13 protein-coding genes are annotated in these 18,383 nt (G+C 44.2%); 4 read left to right on the top strand and 9 right to left on the bottom strand.

Features of this window, described 5'->3' with window-relative positions; translation table 11 throughout:
* Nucleotides 1-144: 144 nt before the first annotated feature.
* The 5 genes from GJU87_RS18885 to GJU87_RS18865 all read right to left on the bottom strand — a co-directional run bounded on the left by GJU87_RS18885 (nt 145) and on the right by GJU87_RS18865 (nt 11,522).
* Nucleotides 145-1,401: a hypothetical protein gene (locus GJU87_RS18885; RefSeq protein ID WP_153640898.1), complete on the bottom strand. Its 1,257-nt coding sequence runs from the start codon at nt 1,399-1,401 to the stop codon at nt 145-147.
* Nucleotides 1,402-1,437: 36 nt separating this feature from the next.
* Complete coding sequence (locus tag GJU87_RS18880) at nt 1,438-3,108, bottom strand: SusD/RagB family nutrient-binding outer membrane lipoprotein (protein WP_153640897.1); 1,671 nt, start codon at nt 3,106-3,108, stop codon at nt 1,438-1,440.
* A gap of 41 nt (nt 3,109-3,149) precedes the next feature.
* The gene (locus GJU87_RS18875; protein ID WP_153640896.1) at nt 3,150-6,341 is read right to left on the bottom strand and encodes a SusC/RagA family TonB-linked outer membrane protein; all 3,192 of its coding nucleotides are present in this window, start codon (nt 6,339-6,341) and stop codon (nt 3,150-3,152) included.
* A 17-nt stretch (nt 6,342-6,358) separates the two neighbouring features.
* Nucleotides 6,359-7,180 carry a family 16 glycosylhydrolase gene (locus tag GJU87_RS18870; RefSeq protein ID WP_153640895.1) on the bottom strand — a complete coding sequence of 274 codons (822 nt, stop codon included), beginning with the start codon at nt 7,178-7,180 and terminating at the stop codon, nt 6,359-6,361.
* 328 nt (nt 7,181-7,508) lie between these two features.
* Nucleotides 7,509-11,522 (bottom strand): two-component regulator propeller domain-containing protein, encoded by a 4,014-nt coding sequence (locus tag GJU87_RS18865; RefSeq protein ID WP_153640894.1) that lies wholly within the window; start codon nt 11,520-11,522, stop codon nt 7,509-7,511.
* Nucleotides 11,523-11,685: 163 nt separating this feature from the next.
* Between GJU87_RS18865 and GJU87_RS21870 the strand changes: the two genes are divergently transcribed.
* Entirely contained in the window at nt 11,686-11,901 is a 216-nt protein-coding gene (locus tag GJU87_RS21870) for a transposase (RefSeq protein ID WP_373921480.1), read from the top strand.
* A gap of 37 nt (nt 11,902-11,938) precedes the next feature.
* Nucleotides 11,939-12,604: a hypothetical protein gene (locus tag GJU87_RS18855; RefSeq protein ID WP_153640893.1), complete on the top strand. Its 666-nt coding sequence runs from the start codon at nt 11,939-11,941 to the stop codon at nt 12,602-12,604.
* Nucleotides 12,605-12,669: 65 nt separating this feature from the next.
* On the opposite strand, the gene GJU87_RS18850 is transcribed toward GJU87_RS18855, so the two are convergent.
* Nucleotides 12,670-14,334 carry a hypothetical protein gene (locus tag GJU87_RS18850; protein ID WP_153640892.1) on the bottom strand — a complete coding sequence of 555 codons (1,665 nt, stop codon included), beginning with the start codon at nt 14,332-14,334 and terminating at the stop codon, nt 12,670-12,672.
* A 6-nt stretch (nt 14,335-14,340) separates the two neighbouring features.
* Nucleotides 14,341-15,135: an ABC transporter ATP-binding protein gene (locus tag GJU87_RS18845; protein WP_153640891.1), complete on the bottom strand. Its 795-nt coding sequence runs from the start codon at nt 15,133-15,135 to the stop codon at nt 14,341-14,343.
* 187 nt (nt 15,136-15,322) lie between these two features.
* Between GJU87_RS18845 and GJU87_RS18840 the strand changes: the two genes are divergently transcribed.
* Nucleotides 15,323-15,772: a hypothetical protein gene (locus tag GJU87_RS18840; RefSeq protein WP_153640890.1), complete on the top strand. Its 450-nt coding sequence runs from the start codon at nt 15,323-15,325 to the stop codon at nt 15,770-15,772.
* A gap of 3 nt (nt 15,773-15,775) precedes the next feature.
* Here GJU87_RS18840 and GJU87_RS18835 read toward each other — a convergent pair whose 3' ends face one another.
* Both GJU87_RS18835 and GJU87_RS18830 read right to left on the bottom strand, forming a co-directional pair.
* Complete coding sequence (locus GJU87_RS18835) at nt 15,776-16,741, bottom strand: DUF1848 domain-containing protein (protein ID WP_153640889.1); 966 nt, start codon at nt 16,739-16,741, stop codon at nt 15,776-15,778.
* A 68-nt stretch (nt 16,742-16,809) separates the two neighbouring features.
* Nucleotides 16,810-17,628: a glycoside hydrolase family 97 N-terminal domain-containing protein gene (locus GJU87_RS18830; RefSeq protein ID WP_153640888.1), complete on the bottom strand. Its 819-nt coding sequence runs from the start codon at nt 17,626-17,628 to the stop codon at nt 16,810-16,812.
* A gap of 117 nt (nt 17,629-17,745) precedes the next feature.
* On the opposite strand from GJU87_RS18830, the gene GJU87_RS18825 reads away from it, so the two are divergent.
* Complete coding sequence (locus GJU87_RS18825) at nt 17,746-18,369, top strand: HAD family phosphatase (RefSeq protein ID WP_153640887.1); 624 nt, start codon at nt 17,746-17,748, stop codon at nt 18,367-18,369.
* Nucleotides 18,370-18,383: the final 14 nt, after the last annotated feature.

Below are 18,383 nucleotides of genomic sequence, written 5' to 3'. Positions count from 1 at the left end.
TTGACAGATTCCTACTGCTCTATCTTAGGATCTTTCGCAATTGAAAGAGAGGCTGCCTACATTATGCAGACAGCCATAATAGTTAATGCTAAGTAGTATTCTCTTCAGCGTTATAATCCAATGATTAAGTCTTCTTGGCGCTTATTACTGTACGGTTACCATATCCACATAATAGCCATGCCCTACGCAAAGAAATCCGCTTTCATCCTGAATTTTATTTAGGACCTCTTGTGTTAGCTGGACTTCCTTTACACCGTCTTCCGAGAATTCGATTACAGAAGTGCCTGGTAAATCATTCCACCAGCCGGTAGTGGTCCGTAACTGATGATAATCGTCTTCGGGGGCTACTGAATAGTGGATACTCAGGACAGCACCGGCTTTTAACGTGGCAAACACATCGCTGCCAATCAAGTTAAAAGTTTTGTTCGGACTATCGTCCGGAAGATCCCACGACACGTAATGGTGTCCTTGCCAGAGCACTGTAGTTGAAGAAACAGTGACTGTTTGTTCTGTAACGACGTTCTTATCACGATAGAATTGTAAGTCTGTTCCGCTTTTTGTACTACCTGTCAGTTTGTATTCCCCATCTTCCAAATTGGGACAGATAAAGGCGATTTCCGTGGTCGACTGGCGTGTGAATTCGGTGATAGTTTGTCCTGCGAATGTCAGTGAAGCAATCTGGTCGAGATTGATACCGGTCATTACCCATTCTCTATTCGCATTGGTTCGGTCGGCTCCTGAAGTGATAAGCGCCGTGTAGGTGACTTTGACGATGTTGCCACCATACGCGTTATTTTCATTGTCCACCAGTACCACACGATGCTCACCTTCGGCCAGGTCGGCAGGAACTTCATACTCGATATAGGCATTATCTTCTGAATCGACGTAAACGACATTGGTGATGGTTATTCCATCAATGATAATGCTCTTCACGTTGTTGAGATTGTTGCCATAAAGACGTGCATTTATCCCCGGCGCAATGATACGCTCGAAGCCTATTTCTGTTGCCCATGGATCATCCGGTAACGGATTGATTTGTACAATACCCTCGCGATAGGTCGATTTACCGGCTTCGGTTGAAACTGTCACTTTAAACTTGTATGTACCTGCCTTGAGACTGATATCGAGTGTCGTTCCGGTTTGTACTTCCGTTCCGTCGATCTGCCATGAAATGGTAGTATAATCGGCCGGAGTGACTGTCAGTTCCATTGTGAGGTTGGCATCCCGGTTTATATTGGCGATGACAGGCAGTTCTCCGTTTACGCGGTCCGGGAAAACGGGGTCGAGTATCCGCGGGTAGTCACCGGCGGTAGCTGTTGAGAACGGATCTTCGTTGTTGCACGCTGTGAACGTAAAACTCGCAACAAGTACAGCAAGTAGTATAAAATATATCGTTTTCATATTTCTTCTATTTACTTCTTTATTCTTATTCCGTAATTATTTATTCCACCATACGCGTGTGTGCCAGCTATCATTACCACCCATTCGGTTCAATGCGTCATCATAATTTGCTTTGTTGTATGACGATTCGAGTACCGGATAGCAAAGGCGCACCGGAATTTCAGTACCTCCGGTGAGGAACTGGCCGAAGCCGTAATCAGCAGGAGATTTAAGCACGGGATAGCCTGAGCGGCGAACGTTGGCCCAGCACTCGGCCGGGTTGGTGAGATGGAGAATCCATGCTTGTGTATTAATCGCTTTCTTTTTCTGTTCGTCGGTGTAGCCTATGCTGATATTCGGGATGAACGTATTGAATTCGTCGTCGGATACAACCTCACAATTATAATTATCGGTCAGAAAATCCATAGCTGCCCGTACTCCTTGAATATATAGGTCATTAACAGAGGCATCCCCAACATTCCATCCTTTTAATCTGGCTTCCGCTAACAGAAATTTCACTTCTGCCGAAGTCATCACGACCCCGGGATTATCACCTTTGAGAAAATTATTAGCCAGTTTGGGCTCGGTTTCGCGAGCTACGCTGGGGTTGACTGAAGGATTGGTCTTGGCAAGTTCCTTCAATATATCGCTGTCATAACCGGTAGGCCATGGTTCCCAGGAGAAAGCTCCCGGATCGCGGGGATTCGTTTGGACGCCTTTGGCGATTATCTCGTCAGTTAAGTCAATACGATTGTCGGGACTTGTGGCACTCATGAGCCCATCGTAATAGAAGCGAGCGATTCTGAAAGTACGGGGGTCGCCCGTGTTATAAAGTTGGTTGTACAAGGTAGAACAAAGATAGCTGGGATTATTGGCAGGATCGTTACCGAAGAGTAACTGCGATAAGGCATTACCCCGATAATCGGAATAAGCTTCCTGGCCAAAGCTGAACGAAATATCCATGTACTTGATAAGTGCGTCGTCGCTGGCATTCTCCAGGATTCCGCCATCGGCTTGCAGCGCTTTTTCAAACTCCTTCTGAGCCTTTTGTGGCGCTACATCGGAAATTCGCATAGCAAAGCGCAGACGAAGAGAATTACCCAGTTTCTTCCATTTTGCGATGTCTCCTTTGTAAATAACATCGCCCGTAATTTTGTCTTTACTGGCGTCAAAGTTGGCAACAGCAGCACTTAACTCCAGGAAGAAATCGTTGTATATTTCTTCCTGCGTGTCATAACGGGGATTGAACTTTCCTTCGAGAAAACCCTTGCCAGCTTCGCTGTAAGGTGCATCACCATAAATGTCCGTGATAATAGACATGAGATAGACTCTGTATATACGCAAAGCTGAATTAATATTCACTTTTAGGGTGTCGTTAGCAGTACGGTACTCTGCATCCGTGATGTTCTTGATGGCCGTTGGATAAAACGATGTCCAGATACGGCTCATCTCACTGTTATCTTGTGTGTGACGTCCTCCATAATTTGTGGTATTCCAACATCCCATTAGCTGTTGATTGAATGCATAGAGATAGTTTCGATAGATCTCGACCATACCCAGGTCACCATAAGTTTGCAACTGCGCAGTCGTGAGTTGGGCATTGGGGTCAATAGAAGCAGCCTTCGAGGGGTCGGTGTTCATATCTTCCATGTACTTATCACTGCAAGCAGTAAAGAACAGGACAGAGGTCACCAACATTATTACTATATAGGATAGATTGTATTTCATTGTATTATATTCTTTGTGAATGAATTAAACTTGAAATTCATTTAGAATTTAACATTTACATTGAACCCGTAGTTTCTGCGCGATGGTAATGAGCCATACTCTAAACCCATACCAGTCGTGTTGTTGTAATTGGAATCCGGATCGATGTTCGGAATATTCTTCCATATGATAAATGGGTTGCGTGCAACAAATGAGAGATTGAGACCTTTTACAACATTTCTTAAAAAGGATTTTGGAACACTGTAACTCAGCGTTAATTCGCGTAATTTCACATACGAGTTGTCAAATACAAACATTGACGGCGCATTGCGGCTTACACTCATCCAATAATCCTCGGGGTTGATGTAAATGTCATTGGGACGATAAGTACCGTCACCATTGTCAATTACGCCGGGAGCGATGAACCCTCCGGTGGGAGTCCAGTTGGAAGAGCCTTTGGCGATGCCGGCAGCTTGACGTTGTTCTTCGGATCGGTACCATCCCTCACGTCCGGCAAGTGTTTCTTTGCTCTTGCCCGATTCATAAGCAGCACGGGCAGACATGGAGTAGAGGTCAGCTCCCACTTTCACATCAAAGACGGCAGAAAGCGACAGTCTTTTGTAAGTAAAGGTTGTAGTTGCACCTCCGGTCCAGTCCCAGGATGCATTCCCCAGCACATGATTGCTCTTGTCATATTGAGGCAACCCAGTTTGCGGGTCGATGAGTATATCTCCATTTTCATTGTATTCAAAGTCAGGTCCTACTATCGAACCAAAATTCTCGCCGACCTTGGCTGCCACCTGAACATCGAGCCAGGGAGCTTTTTCCAATTCAAACATATCCATATTGTCGACGAGCCTTTTTACTTTGTTGCTATTCTTCGAGAAGTTCAGATTTAAATCCCAGGAAAAGTCTTTGATTTCAATGGGGCGTGTATTGAGAGCTATTTCTATACCTTTATTCTCAATTTCGCCGGCATTGATCAGTCGGTAGTTGTAACCTGATGTCCAGGAATTGGCCATGCCCATAATCTGGTTTTTGCTAATCTGTGTATAGTAGGTAAAATCAACACCAACCCGATTATTTAAAAACTTTGTATCCAGACCTATCTCAAAAGAGTTTGTTTTTGTCGGTTTTAAGTCCTTGTTGGGAATCGTGTTGTTGTTGATATAGCCAATGGTGTAGCCTGGATAAGTAAATTTAGACTTGGTGTATACCAGCCCTAACTGGTAAGGGTCTGTATCGCTACCTACCTGGGCCCATGACATACGTAGCTTTCCGTAAGGCATGATTTTCTTCAACTGAGCCAGTTCGGAGAACACGAAGCTACCTGAAAAAGAGGGATAGACATAGATGTTGTTGCCGGTAGGAAGGGTCGATGACTGGTCGCCGCGCAGCGTGGCATCAAAATAGAGCATGTGTTTCCACCCCAGATTGGCAGCACCGTAGACCGAGTTGATTTGCTTGCGGTAACTACCTGGCTCTACGCTGATTTCATTAAAGCTCATCAACGCCACTACGTCGCGTATTTGCATATCCTGAGCAGTGGTGACAGTGGTTTTGTTATCCACCTTGTACACATTACCTCCGAGGGTACCATTAAGGTCGAAATCTCCCCAGCTATTGTTGTAAAGGGCGAGTAGCTCAAAATTATACATCCGGTTTTGAAATGAACTGTTTTGAAGGCGTCCTGCTTCAAAACCGGGCGTAGTGGGGGCTTTATAGTCTTCGAAAGTAAACCAGTTGAGCTCGGCGCCCGCAGTTCCCTGCAACTTCAGATGCTTATTGATATTCCAGGCAGCCTTTCCATTGAAGCGGAATTGATCTTTCTTCGAGTCGTTGCTATTTTTATAGACATCCCAATAGGGATTCACATTGTAGGGATCCATACCATTCCAGTTGGCGTACTCGCCATTTTCATCCTGGTACGTTTTTAGCCATCGTTGGTCGTAGGTGGTGGCCAGTGTCATCAGGTTTTTACCAATGTTCGACTTGCTGTCGCCCAGTGCAGGCCGATTTCTTACGGCCTCCCGCGTATAGTTAACACCGAAATCAAAATCCACCTTGCCCAGCGAAGTATTGGCACGCAGGTTAAAGATGTTACGGCTCATGTGGGTTTTCGGAACAATGTCCTTGTTGCGCATGTCGGTATAAGTGAAGCGCACACCGGTATTATCACTTTTGTTGCTGATGATGGCAGTATTCGTGGCAGTAAAACCTGTACGGAAAAAGCCCGAGGTATTGTCAGGTATGATGAGGTAAGGCCGCTCTACACCGTCAAAGTATTTCAGTGAGTTGCTTCCATCAGCTTTCGCACCCCAACTTTTATTGGTATTGGATACAGCATCGATACTATAGGTTCCGTTGCTGCCCATACCATAGACCTGTTGTATGTCGTTCCATTTGGCAAGTTGCGTATCAAAAGTCATCGTTCCGTTGTATTCCACATCGAAACTGTTCTTGCCTTCGGCTTTTTTGGTGGTGATCAGGATGACACCATGACTGGCACGACTGCCGTAAAGAGCAGACGCAGCAGGGCCTTTAAGTACAGATATGTTTTCGATATCATCGGGGTTGATGCCTGAAATACCATCGCCAAGGTCGAAACCACCGGATGTACCGGCACTGCCGTAATTGGTATTGTCGAGAGGAACACCATCGATCACATACAGAGGCTGGTTATTCCCGGTCATTTCGGTGCTGCCGCGCAGGAGAACACGGGTGGATCCGGATGGACCGCCTGCGGTTTGACTAACGATCAGCCCGGGTACGCGACCTGCCATTGAATTAATGACGTTGGTTTCCTTGGCCTTTGTAAAAGCGTCGCCATTTACTTCGGCTACGTTATAGCCCAGCGCTTTGCGTTCTCTCTTGATCCCCAAAGCAGTAACAACCACATCATCAACCATTTTGCTGTCTTCTTCTAAAACAATATCCAGCGGAGCCTGACCAACCGCTACTTCCTGAGTTTTATAACCGATATAGCTAATGATAAGAGTGGCTCCCGGACGGACACTTAGGGTAAACTTACCTTCTTCATTGGTTATGATCCCGTTGCTGAGATTTCCTTTCTCAACAACAGTTGCTCCAGGGATAGTGCCATGAACATCCCTCACCACTCCTGTAACTTTGAGTTCTTGTTGTTCTGTAGCGGAATCATGTAATCCTGCCGCTTTCATTTGGAATGCGCTTCCGAACAGGCAGGCAGCTAATAGTCCGCAAAACAAAATGTATTTGTAAGCTTTTATTTTCATAGGATTTATAGTTAAGATTAATTGATTTTTACCCAGTCGATATACATGTTCACCTTTTCCCCGTCTTTTAAAGCCGTAATTTCGTTTATGTCGGAGATGCCGGTAAAAGAACCACCTACGGCAAGATTAAATAAGATGAAGAAGTTGTCGTGGAAATACGCAGAACGTCCGCTGGTTTGGCTAATGTCGAACGAATGAAATTTTATATTATCAACCGATACTGTCAGACGATCTTCGTTCCAGTCTAAGGTATAGACATGGTATTGACCGTCCTGTAAACTATGGGAGAAGTTTGCAGCCTGGTATTCTTGCTGATGTCCGGAGCCGGCATCGGTCCCGTAGTGGATCGCTGTGTTCAGGAATGTTTCGGTTGTGGCTTCAGTAATTCCGTTACGTTCGCCCATCTCCATAATATCTATTTCTCCGCATTGCGGCCAGGGCTTTCCGTTGTCTCCCATCATCCAGAAAGCCGGCCAAAGGCCGTTCGCGGTTTTGGGAAGCTTAATACTTGCCTCTATCTTTTTGAATTTGAAGTTCTTTTTTCCTTTAGAATTTACACGTCCGGAGTAGATTTTATTGCCTTTGCGTTCGGCTGTTAAAATCAGCACTGATTTACCTTCATCGGTACCCACCGAAACATGCGCTGCATCGTATGCTTGCAGTTCCTGGTTTACCCATCCGGCTTCATGCACTTCTTTGGTCCAGATATTTTCATCAAAAGATTCAAAATCGTCTTTGAAAAAGAAATTCCCGTGTTCTCCTGTATCCACAACATCGTTTGATGAACAGGATTGTTGCATCAAACACACCAAGAGCAGTAACACTGCTGTTTTTTTCATATTACAACTGTTTAGATTAAAATTGTTTCTTTGGCTGTTTTGAGTTAGGCTGGAATTAAACATCTCCCGGAAGGGTATTCGGAAGATCGTTTTTCCTTTTGTTCAAAATAGCAACGTGAAAATGGGAATAGCAGGTAAAAACGATGGGCTGATAGCTGACAAATAAGGTTTGATTCCAGACAATTTTTCGATCACGCCCCGGCAGGGCGCTTTCAGTCGTTTTTTGCCTGTAGGTGGAGTTGTAAAATCGAACTTTTTGTGAATTGAGAAGCAGCAATAACGTTACGTTGTCATCAATTTGACAGAAAAGGGTCCGGTCCTGAATTCGCTATGACGCTGAATCGGATTGATTGTATTTGCTGGGTTGTATGCCAAATTGTTTCTTAAACAACGAACTAAAGTATTTTGTATTTACAAATCCGGTATCTGCGGCAACTTCCGTTACATTTCTACCTTCTTTTAATAGTTCTGCTGCTTTCTGAAGCCGGATAATGCGTATAAACTCTTGTGGTCCTTTCCCAGTCAGCGATTTTAGGCGGCTGTAAAAAAGGGTCCGGCTCATGGCCATTTCCTGGCAAAGTGTATTGATATTGAAATCAATGTTGCTCATGTTTGCGATGACAAGTTGAGACGCTCGTATGATAAACTGACGATCACTTTCCGATAGCATATCCGAAACCATTTCATTCGTCTTATTATCATCGGTTTTTACTGTTATATCCTGGCTTTCGCTATTATTCAGGCGTTCTCTATCTGCTTCAACTTGTAAAAGAGCTTGCCGCATGAAAAAGTCCCGCTGTCTTTTTCTGTTGGCAATCATGCTCTGTATTTTCAGCTTTAGAATCTCAGTGCTGAAAGGTTTGGGAATATAGTCGTCTGCACCTTTCTTTAATCCTTCAACCGTGGCATCATGATTAACTTTTGCGGTAAGCAGGATAAAGGGTATACCCGAGGTGTCCGGATTTTCTTTTACCAGCCTGCAAAGCTCATCCCCTTGTATGCCCGGCATCATGACGTCGGATAGGATCAAATCAGGGTATTCGTTTGCGAGGTATGCGATAGCCTCTTGCCCGTCAGAAACGTCAACCACCCGATAGTCGTTCTCGAAAGTTTTACGCAGGTAATAGCGGAGGGCCTCGTGATCTTCTACGATAAGCAGCGTATCTTTTCCTGTTTGCCGGCCTATGCGACGTGTCTTGCTTACTTTTTGTCCGGCAGCATCTGTCGTTTTCGAGAACATGAGTTCTCTGGGGGTAACAGCTTGCTTGGAGCCGGGGTTAGGAACGGCATACGTTCTCGGCAGTGTTACCGTAAAAGTGCTACCTTTATTCTCTTCGGATTGAAAAGTGATCTTTCCGTGTAATATTTTTATTATCCGGCGCGCCTGTAAGAGTCCAAAACCTGTTCCGCCTTCATTCGATTTTTGCGTATTGTCGGCTCTGTAAACATCCGTAAACAAGTGTTTCTTTGCCTTTTTGGGAATTCCAATGCCACTGTCTTTAATTTCTATAATGGCTTTTCGTTTTGTGTAATTTAAACTTATGTGGACATCACCCAGCGGCATCGTATACTTAATGGCATTGGAAACGAGATTGTCCAGCAGTATCTCTACAATATGCAAATCTGCCATAACGTAAACGTCTTCATCAGGCAACGAAAGACTTAAATGCAATTGTTTCTTGTCGCACATTGGCTGGAAACCGGCAATCTCTTCTGCAAGGATATCGTTGAGGTTTAAAGGGGTTAATACAGTCTGTTGCTTGTGGGTGTCTGCTTTTTCAAATTCGAGTAACTGAGTGATAAGTTTATAGAGCTTGTTCGTATTGCTGTGGGCCAGTTCCAGGAGGTAAAGGGCTTTGTCCGAGAGCCCCTTCTCCTTATACAGGTCGTCCAAAGGTGCCATAACTAGTGTTACAGGTGTCCTGATGTCATGTGCGGTATCAATGAAGAACCTTATTTTGTCTTCATCATACCGTTTCTGAAGCTGATTGCTCTTATAACGCCAGATAAAGGACAAGACAACACCTGCGACGAAAATGTAAACCATCCATGCCCACCAAGAATTCCACCAAGGCTGAGCGACTTTTACAACAAGTGTTCGTTCGGATATCGTTTTCCCATTATTCCGGCGCAAGCTGCGTACTTTGAGGAGATAAGAACCCGGAGATACATTGGTGTACCTCACCATGCCATTGGACGATAAGCTACTCCATGATTTCTCGTATCCTTCCAAAATATACTGGTAGGCGATATCACGCTGAAAGCGGTAATTGATCGACTCAAAGGCAACTGAGAATGAGTTGTGTTTGTAGTCAAGTTCAACCACGCCTTTAGTCAGCATGTCATAGATTGCAGGACGTAAACGTTTCTCTTCATCAGCGGGCAAATAGTCTATTGTCAAGCCGGTAAATCTCAATTGGGCCTGATAGTTTGTCATAGTTATCGCGTCAGGCGTGACCAAGACAACGCCATTTGTGCTACCATAGGCAAATTTCCCGTCTGTCAGCCGGGCAAAAGACGATTTGTTATATTCTTTATCTATGTCACCCAAATAATTGAGGTTCGATACCTGGAAGTTTTCAATTAGCGCAAGTCCTTTTCCCGTACTTACCCAAAGACGTCCTCTCGCATCTCGTTGCAGGCTGTATACGTCGTTAGACGGAAGGCCGTTCTGCATAGTGAATATCCTTGACTTTCGGGTTCGCATATCATACAGGTTTAGCCCACCTCCTTCTGTCCCCAGCCATACAGTACTATCGGCATTAAAAAGCATGGATATGATATAGGCACTGACATTCTGTTTGTGATATTCTTGTGAGGTGGCATAGCGTTGGATATCTCCGGTACGTTTATTCACCAGGCAGAACCCATTCACCGTGGCAGCGGCCATTTGGTCATCACTTACCTCCTCTATGGAATGAATCCACTTAATATCGTATGTAAGTTCAGGACGACCCTGTTTATCCATCATCAGCAGTTGTCCATCCAGGCCACCCACCCATAAGTTCCCGTCTGTATCTTGTTTGAGCGAAAAAACATAGTTTGTTGTAAGCCCTCCATGCTGCCTGGTAAGATGACGGACGATCTGTTTCCGGCTGTTCAAAAGGTAGATGCCGTCTCCGTAAGTTCCTGCCCACACTGAACCATTTTCCCCTTTACATAAGGCAACTACTACGACACCCTTTAGCTCGTGACTCCACACATGCGAAGATTTATTGCGGATGCTTATTCCGAAGTCAGTGGCAAACCATAGGTTTCCATTGGAATCCTCTTCGATATCATTGATATTGTTATTTGCCAATGATTGTGGATTTCCCCTTTGATGCGTTAATATCGTAATCGGGTATTTCAACAGAATAGCAACGGATACGCCCCCGGTATAACTTCCTATCCAGATGTTTCCCTGGTGGTCTTTAGTGACGGCATAGATCCCATTGCTTGGTAAGAAAATATCGGTACTATCTTCTGTACTCATAAGCAGATGGCACTTTTTCGAGTCCCGGTCGACTGCATACACACCTCCGCCATCTATTCCTACCAACAAGGTATGCGTATCATAGCTGGTAATCGCTCTTATCGGGTTCAGAAAACCGGAGCTTTGTTCTTTCAGATGAAGCAGGTCAGAAGTGTTTAGATTCATCACCCACAGGCCATTGTTGAAAGTGCCTATCCAAAGTTCATTGTCGGTGATGTTGTGGAAGAGCGTCTGTACATCTTTTCCTTTTAGCACCCAATGCACTTTGTCTAAATGCACGTACGAAAGCTGTAACACCCCAGTGGCTGTACCAACAAAAAGTGATTCGCCTGTAGATATAATGTCATTTACATATTGTCCGCTTATGACCGAAGTGATTGGTTTATCAGCTTCTTTCTTATACAGCCCTTTGCTAAGTCCTAACCATAATGTTCCGTTCTGATCCAGGCATAACTTGTTTAAAATGATTTCTCCATTGATAAATTCGGCCAAATACATGTACTGTTCGAAACTGTCATCCTCGATCGAATAGCGATAGATTCTCCCGGTATTGTCGTACGCCCATAGTCCGTAATGTTTGTCGTACAGCAAACGAAGTGTACGCCCCCCCATATCGCCGTAGTAAAAGTTGCCGGATAACGTATAATTTTTTATGGTATTGCCATTATAGCGATCTATTCCTGTTTTTGTGGCAATCCACATTGCGCTGTTCTGATCTTCAACAATTGAAAATACGCGCTGACTGCTGAGACCTTCCGAATAGCCGACATGCCTGATATCGAATATATTGTTAGTCAATTCAGCCTTGACAGCAATGACTACAGTCGACAATATAATAGTAATGATATATCTCAACAGTATTCTCATAACGCAAACTCCACAAATGCATGATAATAGGGCTAAGAAATTTCGATGTTTTTCATATAGTACAGATGCCTAAACCATACATCCTAAATCATCTTGCAAAAATAATTAATTCACATTATAACATACTGTTATGTAGTAGTTCTTTTAGTTATAATAAAAGAAAGTGCTCCTATATTCAAGACCCAAACAGATTACAGTGGTTTTTAAGGATTCATTCAATCATTTAAAAAGAAACCTTCACCCAGAAATAAAGGAAAAACTTTGGGGTGGTGAGTTTTGGACAAAGAGTTTTTACGTTAATACGGTAGCTCACTATATCGATGAAGATACAATTCAAAAAATACTCCTCAAACGCAGCAAATTTGCCATTGGATGTTGAATTTTGTATATTCTCAAGACTCAACAGGGGGGAATTTATGATTTACAAACAAATTGACATCCGTTACGAAGCCATTCTGGATGGATACCGGAAAATCATTAAAAATGCCACCGAAGTCACGTGCATTCGCAACCGTCTTGCGCCATTTGGGTACGATGAGGCTCATTTGCAAAAGGGACTGGCTCTTTGTGAAGAAGTGGATGAATTGCTGAAACAGCAACGAAGTGAGTCGGAGGAAAAAGACAAGATGATCCGGACCTACCTGGAATTGAAAGAAATTGCCGACCTCCATTTTCGGCGGGTCCGCAAAATCGCACAGTACGTTTTTCGTCGGGATCTGGCTAACTGGCAGGCACTGCGTTTGGGACTAATGGTTCCGGAACGAATTGACCGATGGCAAAACTTTGTGACACTATTCTACGAGGCCCTTCTCGAACACCCGATGTGGCGAAAACCGCTCGAACCATTTGGTTACACACACGAAGTAATTAACCAGCTTTATCAACAACTAAATGAACTGAAAAACCTCCAGGCAGCCATGCTGACCGAAGATGGTGTTTTTCCGAAATCGCTGTTGCGGCTAAATGCCAAGCTTGAAAAGCTGAAGAACTGGTGCAACGACTTATCAGAACTTGTTCCGTTGCTTTGTGAAGAAGACGATAATCATTACATCGAAAACATTATTCGCTTTGAGGAGGCCTAATGCTGATTTAACAAAAAAAGAAAAGCGTTGAAACGGTTACTACACTGGTTTCAACGCTTTCTATTTTAATACCGGGTATTTTTATCAATCTCTTTCCAGGTAATCCTAGTGTACACCCACCTGTAATCGACATACCAAATCAAAGTCAAATACAAGGGGATAAGCAGTAAGCTGACATGAAACGGCATACTTAATAAGCCCCAATGCAGTAACGCAATAAATACGACAATAAGCATTGAGAGCATCACCCGTATTCCGTTGGAACCGCCCTGGACAGCCGATTTTTCCATCGAGAATGGAAACCTGGGCGTCTGGTAATAATAGATAATGATGGTCATTAAGTAATTGGCGAGAAGCGCAATCACGATATCATCGATTTTGGACGGCCCCCAAAAGAAGAGAACCACAGCAGACACAATAAAGTACACCGGAAGCAGGAAACGAATAAATCCCGCTTTGATGATGCCTCTAAACAACTCGGCCGGCGAATTCATCGGGCTCGAACGAAATATCCAACCACTCATCTTCTGTTCGCCAACCAACACAGCATTGGCCAATGTTGCAGATATCAATACCGGGAAATACAACAAAACAAGATACATTTTGCCCGTCTCCAGCGAACTCATGTGTTTCCCCTGAAACATCAACGGAAGCAGCACCAGTATATAGCCAATGGAAGGCAACAACATCAGCTTGAACTGCCGTTCCCGGCCAATCATCTTCCACATCACCGTAAACGAAGCTCGCTCTTCCGCTTTGCGCGTGAAGATTTTTGCTGCCGTGCGGCTCCATTTTCCACTAACCTTGCTGGTTTTCCGAACCGGAGCACTGCGATCGCCTTGCTCCAAATCCGTCAGTTTTTTATTGAAAAGGGGCGTCAGGTACTTACTGGTGATGATAGCAGCAGCCAACGGCATAACAATGGTCAACGCCACAAAAATAAGGTGGTTCAAATCCCAGTTAAAAGTTGCAATCGCATCGATGGCTCCGGCAAACCACGATTGTGGTAAGAGGAAGGTATACCAATGTATCGTTACAAACATGTTGAAAACGTCGGTATTATCAATGAGACGAATTCCGTACTGGTAAAATGCCATAAAGAAAATGGCGATGGCCACCTGAAAATACATCATCAGGTTTTTGAGTTTCTCGCCGGATGCCAGCTTCATAATTCCCAGATACATAATATTCGTCAGGAATAAAGTAAAGGCCGCATTCAGCGCCAGCGAACCGGTATAAACCAACAGCGTGACGATACCAAACCGGAAGGCTCCCATAATCATGGGAATCAGTGACAAACTAAAGCCCAGCAGAAAAAGATAGACAAAGATGTGTGCATTCCGGGCCAGATTGACGGTTTGCCCATTGACCGGCAACGAATGGATCAAACTATTATCGGAAGTGGCGAACAGAATAGCATAGAACTCCGAGATAATCAACATCGCTGTAAAAATCATCACCATGGAGTGAATGACGAAATAAAACACAAATGCCGACTGAATCACTTGAAGCATACCGGTAAGAATTGCGCCAAATAACGCATACAACCCGCTTTGCATCAGCAACATATTCCTTGCTTCTCCGCCCCGTTTGGATGAAAAGGCCGTATTTCGGCGGTTATCCATCAATAGCTTGAGCTTTAATATGGTGATGAATTGCCCGTAATCAACGCCGGTCCATTCAATCAGTCTGCGGAAGGGCCAAAAGAGGGAAACAATAAATTTAACCATAGCCAACTACTTTTCTACAGAATGAATGAATTCCTCTGCTCTGTCAGAAAGGCCGGTAGAACCGGTCAGTCGTGTAAACAGTTTTTCCAGCGATTCGTCGTTAGCCTGGGCTTTCAACTCATCGAATGTGCCGTCGGCAATTACGTTTCCTTTATCAATCAACACGATGCGATCGGAAATTTTCTCCACCACGTCCATCAGGTGTGAACTGTAGAAAATAGTTTTGCCATCGCGTGCCAACTGCGTCAATACTTCCTTCACCATGATGACTGAATTGGCATCCAGACCGGAGAGCGGTTCATCCAGGAAGATGATTTCCGGGTTGTGAATCATTCCCGAAATAATCAGCACCTTCTGCCGCATACCCTTGGAAAACATGGAAATGCGCTGGTTGGCATTTTTTTGCATCTCAAAAATGCGTAACAGATTCATCGCTCTTTCGGTTACCCGGCCCGGTTCTATTCCACGCATTTCACCCAGAAACGAAAGAAATTCCATCGGCGTAAGCGAATCGTAAAGCGACGCATTTTCAGGAATATAACCGATCCGCTTTTTTATCTCCATCGCATCGGTGCGCACGTTCATTCCCATCATCCGGATATCGCCTTCAAAGTCGTCAATCAAGCCGCATAATATCTTCACGGTAGTCGATTTACCAGCTCCATTCGGACCTATATAACCAATAATATTTCCGTTTTTTATATCGAGGTTGATGCCTTTGAGCACCTCATTTTCCGAGCTCCCACTCCAAAAGCTTTTGTAGAGATCGCGGATTTCAATAACATTATGTTGAGACTCCATAGACGTAGGTGAGTTTAGATAATCGAATCTAAAGTTAGAATTTTGTTGCAGATAAAATCAGCAAGAAATGGAAAACTTACCCCATTCAAACCTATCCAAATCAACATAAATAACATTGATATTTATTTTTTCCTGAAAACGCTGACTTTTCCCAATCCCTTTTAACTTTGTAGCAAACCATACGAATATGAAGAGCAAGCTGAATATACCGGTTATTCTACTAACCACCTTTACGTTGCTGATGGTATCGTGTAAAAAACAGAATACCCCGGAATATTTTGCGCAAACGGAAGTCAACTTTTCGTATACCGAACCCGACAGCGTCACCGACTCTATTCATCCCGTTACCGTAAACATCGACTGCCAAGCGGTAAACGCCCCGGAATACAGAGGTTCACTGGAGCCTTACGCTAAAGATGCTTACTGGAAATTATCGATGGATCAATCGGGAAAAATTCTGAAAAGCTACAACTTTGCCATTATCGACGGGCTTTCAGCCCAGTACCATCAACTGGTCAACGTCACGCGCGGCGATACGGTTGTTTTTGCCCTTTCGGGAAAATTCCAGGTAAAAGTATCGGCTGACGAAACAAAAGTTTACCTGATTGATAAAGTAGATTCGCTGATTGTTCCCTGATAATTATCGGCCAATGGGATGAGTTTTTCCCGGTACCCTGTTGGCGTAGCAATATGTGCATCCCAACGGACAAGTATCATATTCTCCGATATCCTTTGAGGCAATGCAGCCACAATCATTACGCTGTGATTTATCTTTGATTTTCAGATAACGACTATTGTCCTTACCGGGAAATAGCGTTTCCTGCCCGCCAATAAAATTCATCAGCTCCGGATCTCCTGAAAATAATTGTCGGATTAAATCGTCATCGATGCATTTGTTTGGCTGAATACCATACCCCCTCAGGTCGATTGCCTCGCAACAGGAACGCAATTCCAGATTGTATTTCTTCCCGATTATCTCCAGCATTTGCGCCGCTTCGTTCATTAGCTCTGGTGTAAATTCGCAGTAATCGATGCTGGCATTGCGCAAATTCCTCTCCACTTTCCGGTAAACCGAAATATCGGCAAAGCTAAACACCAGTTTTCGGGTATAACCACTCAACTGACTGGCCAACGATTCCACTCTTTGCATCAACTTCTCCGGCGAGAGTTCCCCGGTAATAAACAACGGATCGAACCGCCAGACTACTTTTTCCGGACCAATTCTTAGAGATAACCTCTGAAAAGTTTCCACTCGTTTCGCCAATGGAGGCATGAAAGGCTCAAGTCCCTCTAACTCGTAATCATTCAGTGTAAACTGGAAATAGTAATTGAGATGACGTTCGTCGAGTGCCGGAAGAACCGGGAAAAAAGATGCTGGATTTTTACTCCAGAATACAAACAGGCGTGCTTTGTCGAAGGAGACATAACTGACCTTCTGATTGTAGGGATTTTTCCAGCCCACATAACCTTCCTTTAACCGCTTTTTGAACCAGACACTGTAATTGGCAGGTATATCGGTGCGACGACTGGCCGAAATAATAAGCGGCGTCGTAGCTTCTTCAATCCGTCCATCGGGGAGCTGTATCGTAGATTTATCCCAAATCATATGCTTGCCTTTTCAGTCTAATCTCTCACAGCATACGACCGGAACTCCAAATAAGTTAACAGCCCCGGTTATTTCAGTGAGAAAGGGATTTCGGTGTTCATAATCGTTTCTTTCGAATCGGCGATGGTTATTTCCCGCCAAGGGAAAGGAAACGGGAAAAAGTTGATAACGGTCCCGGTTTCACTGATGACATCGAGCGTAAAATCTCCCGTCTTTCGTAGTGACGCAGTCGGTACTTTTTCGATATCGCTGATCCGAACCCAGGCATTACGCGAACTGAACCACACAGGAAAATCGATATGCGTATCAGGTTGAATGGGATTATCGCCCAATTGGCCACTATAGAAATTATTCTGTCTTCCTTTCGGAAGAATGAATTCCGTCAATTCTCCCTTGATATCAATATTCTCCGATAAACCGGAAAGCACCTCGTAACGAAACGCCATCACGTTATTCCCGTACAACCGCACCAGCAACTTCATGCGCCTATCCGGAACCTCTTTACTTCGCAGGTAGATGGCCAATTCATTATAATTGTGCGCATCGGCTGCTTCGCCGGCTTGCTGTTCGCGGTACGAACGACCAATCACCTTTTCGATTTCAGGTTGAGCCAAGAAAGGTCTGTTCTGTACGTTTATCAGTCCAAGTCGTGATGGCTCAAGAATATTTCTCCCTTTATAATTGATACTGAATAAGATTCCTTTTTGCGGGAAAGCTTCGAAAAACAATTTAATCTGACCACTTGGAGCACGCATTTCCAAAGCATTTTCTCCGTTAAAACGGTAAAAATCCTTCTTGGGTTGGTAACATCCTGAGAGCAGGAAAAGGAAAACAAAAGTGGCAGAAAGGTTCGTCGCTTTTTGAAACAGGTTCCCGGTTCGTCTCATCTTTCAAAGTTTTTAAGTCAGGTTATCATGTAGACAAAGTAAATGCTTTCATGATAATATTCTAACTTTACCGGGCGCTTTTTTACAGGAAGCTCTTTTGCCATAAAACATCCCAATATGAGTACCATCAAAAATATCATCTTCGATTTAGGCGGCGTCATTCTGAATATCGCACCGGAACGAACCGTCGAAGCATTTGCCGCCCTGGGACTGGAAAATCCATTGGGCGAACGGGGATGGTTCTATCATCATGACTTGTTTTACCTGCTGGAGCAAGGGACTTCGTCGCCCGAAGAATTTAGGGATAATGTGCGCCGGTTGCTCAACCAGAACATTCCCGACTCCACTATCGATGATGCCTGGTGTGCCATGATTTTGGATATTCCGGCCGACCGCGTTGAGTATCTGCAAGGTCTGCGGGGCCAGTTCCGGATCTTCCTATTGAGCAACACCAACGAAATCCATCGTCAGCAATATTTCAAGGATTTTGAGTCAGCATATGGCTTTGTATTTTCCGAATTATTTGAGCAAGATTATTACTCACATCAAATGGGGATGAGAAAACCCGATCCTGATATTTTCAGACAAGTTCTGGAAAATCACGAATTGGTACCTGAAGAGACTTTATTTATTGACGATTCTGAAGTAAATATCAAGGCAGCATCCGAGCTTGGAATTCAGGCACTACATATTGAACCGGGAACACTGATCCAGGCGTTACCGGATTTCCTCGTCAAATAAAAAATAGTTTTCGA

The organism is Prolixibacter sp. NT017, from assembly GCF_009617875.1.
In the GTDB taxonomy this organism is placed as follows: domain Bacteria; phylum Bacteroidota; class Bacteroidia; order Bacteroidales; family Prolixibacteraceae; genus Prolixibacter.
Note: the sequence above shows the minus strand (reverse complement) of the source record. Positions and strands in the feature narration are given on the sequence as shown.

Coding starts and splice junctions, on each gene's coding strand:
- GJU87_RS18885 (WP_153640898.1), bottom strand. CDS start 1,401: ATGAAAACGATATATTTTATACTACTTGCTGTACTTGTTGCGAGTTTT.
- GJU87_RS18880 (WP_153640897.1), bottom strand. CDS start 3,108: ATGAAATACAATCTATCCTATATAGTAATAATGTTGGTGACCTCTGTC.
- GJU87_RS18875 (WP_153640896.1), bottom strand. CDS start 6,341: ATGAAAATAAAAGCTTACAAATACATTTTGTTTTGCGGACTATTAGCT.
- GJU87_RS18870 (WP_153640895.1), bottom strand. CDS start 7,180: ATGAAAAAAACAGCAGTGTTACTGCTCTTGGTGTGTTTGATGCAACAA.
- GJU87_RS18865 (WP_153640894.1), bottom strand. CDS start 11,522: ATGAGAATACTGTTGAGATATATCATTACTATTATATTGTCGACTGTA.
- GJU87_RS18855 (WP_153640893.1), top strand. CDS start 11,939: ATGATTTACAAACAAATTGACATCCGTTACGAAGCCATTCTGGATGGA.
- GJU87_RS18850 (WP_153640892.1), bottom strand. CDS start 14,334: ATGGTTAAATTTATTGTTTCCCTCTTTTGGCCCTTCCGCAGACTGATT.
- GJU87_RS18845 (WP_153640891.1), bottom strand. CDS start 15,135: ATGGAGTCTCAACATAATGTTATTGAAATCCGCGATCTCTACAAAAGC.
- GJU87_RS18840 (WP_153640890.1), top strand. CDS start 15,323: ATGAAGAGCAAGCTGAATATACCGGTTATTCTACTAACCACCTTTACG.
- GJU87_RS18835 (WP_153640889.1), bottom strand. CDS start 16,741: ATGATTTGGGATAAATCTACGATACAGCTCCCCGATGGACGGATTGAA.
- GJU87_RS18830 (WP_153640888.1), bottom strand. CDS start 17,628: ATGAGACGAACCGGGAACCTGTTTCAAAAAGCGACGAACCTTTCTGCC.
- GJU87_RS18825 (WP_153640887.1), top strand. CDS start 17,746: ATGAGTACCATCAAAAATATCATCTTCGATTTAGGCGGCGTCATTCTG.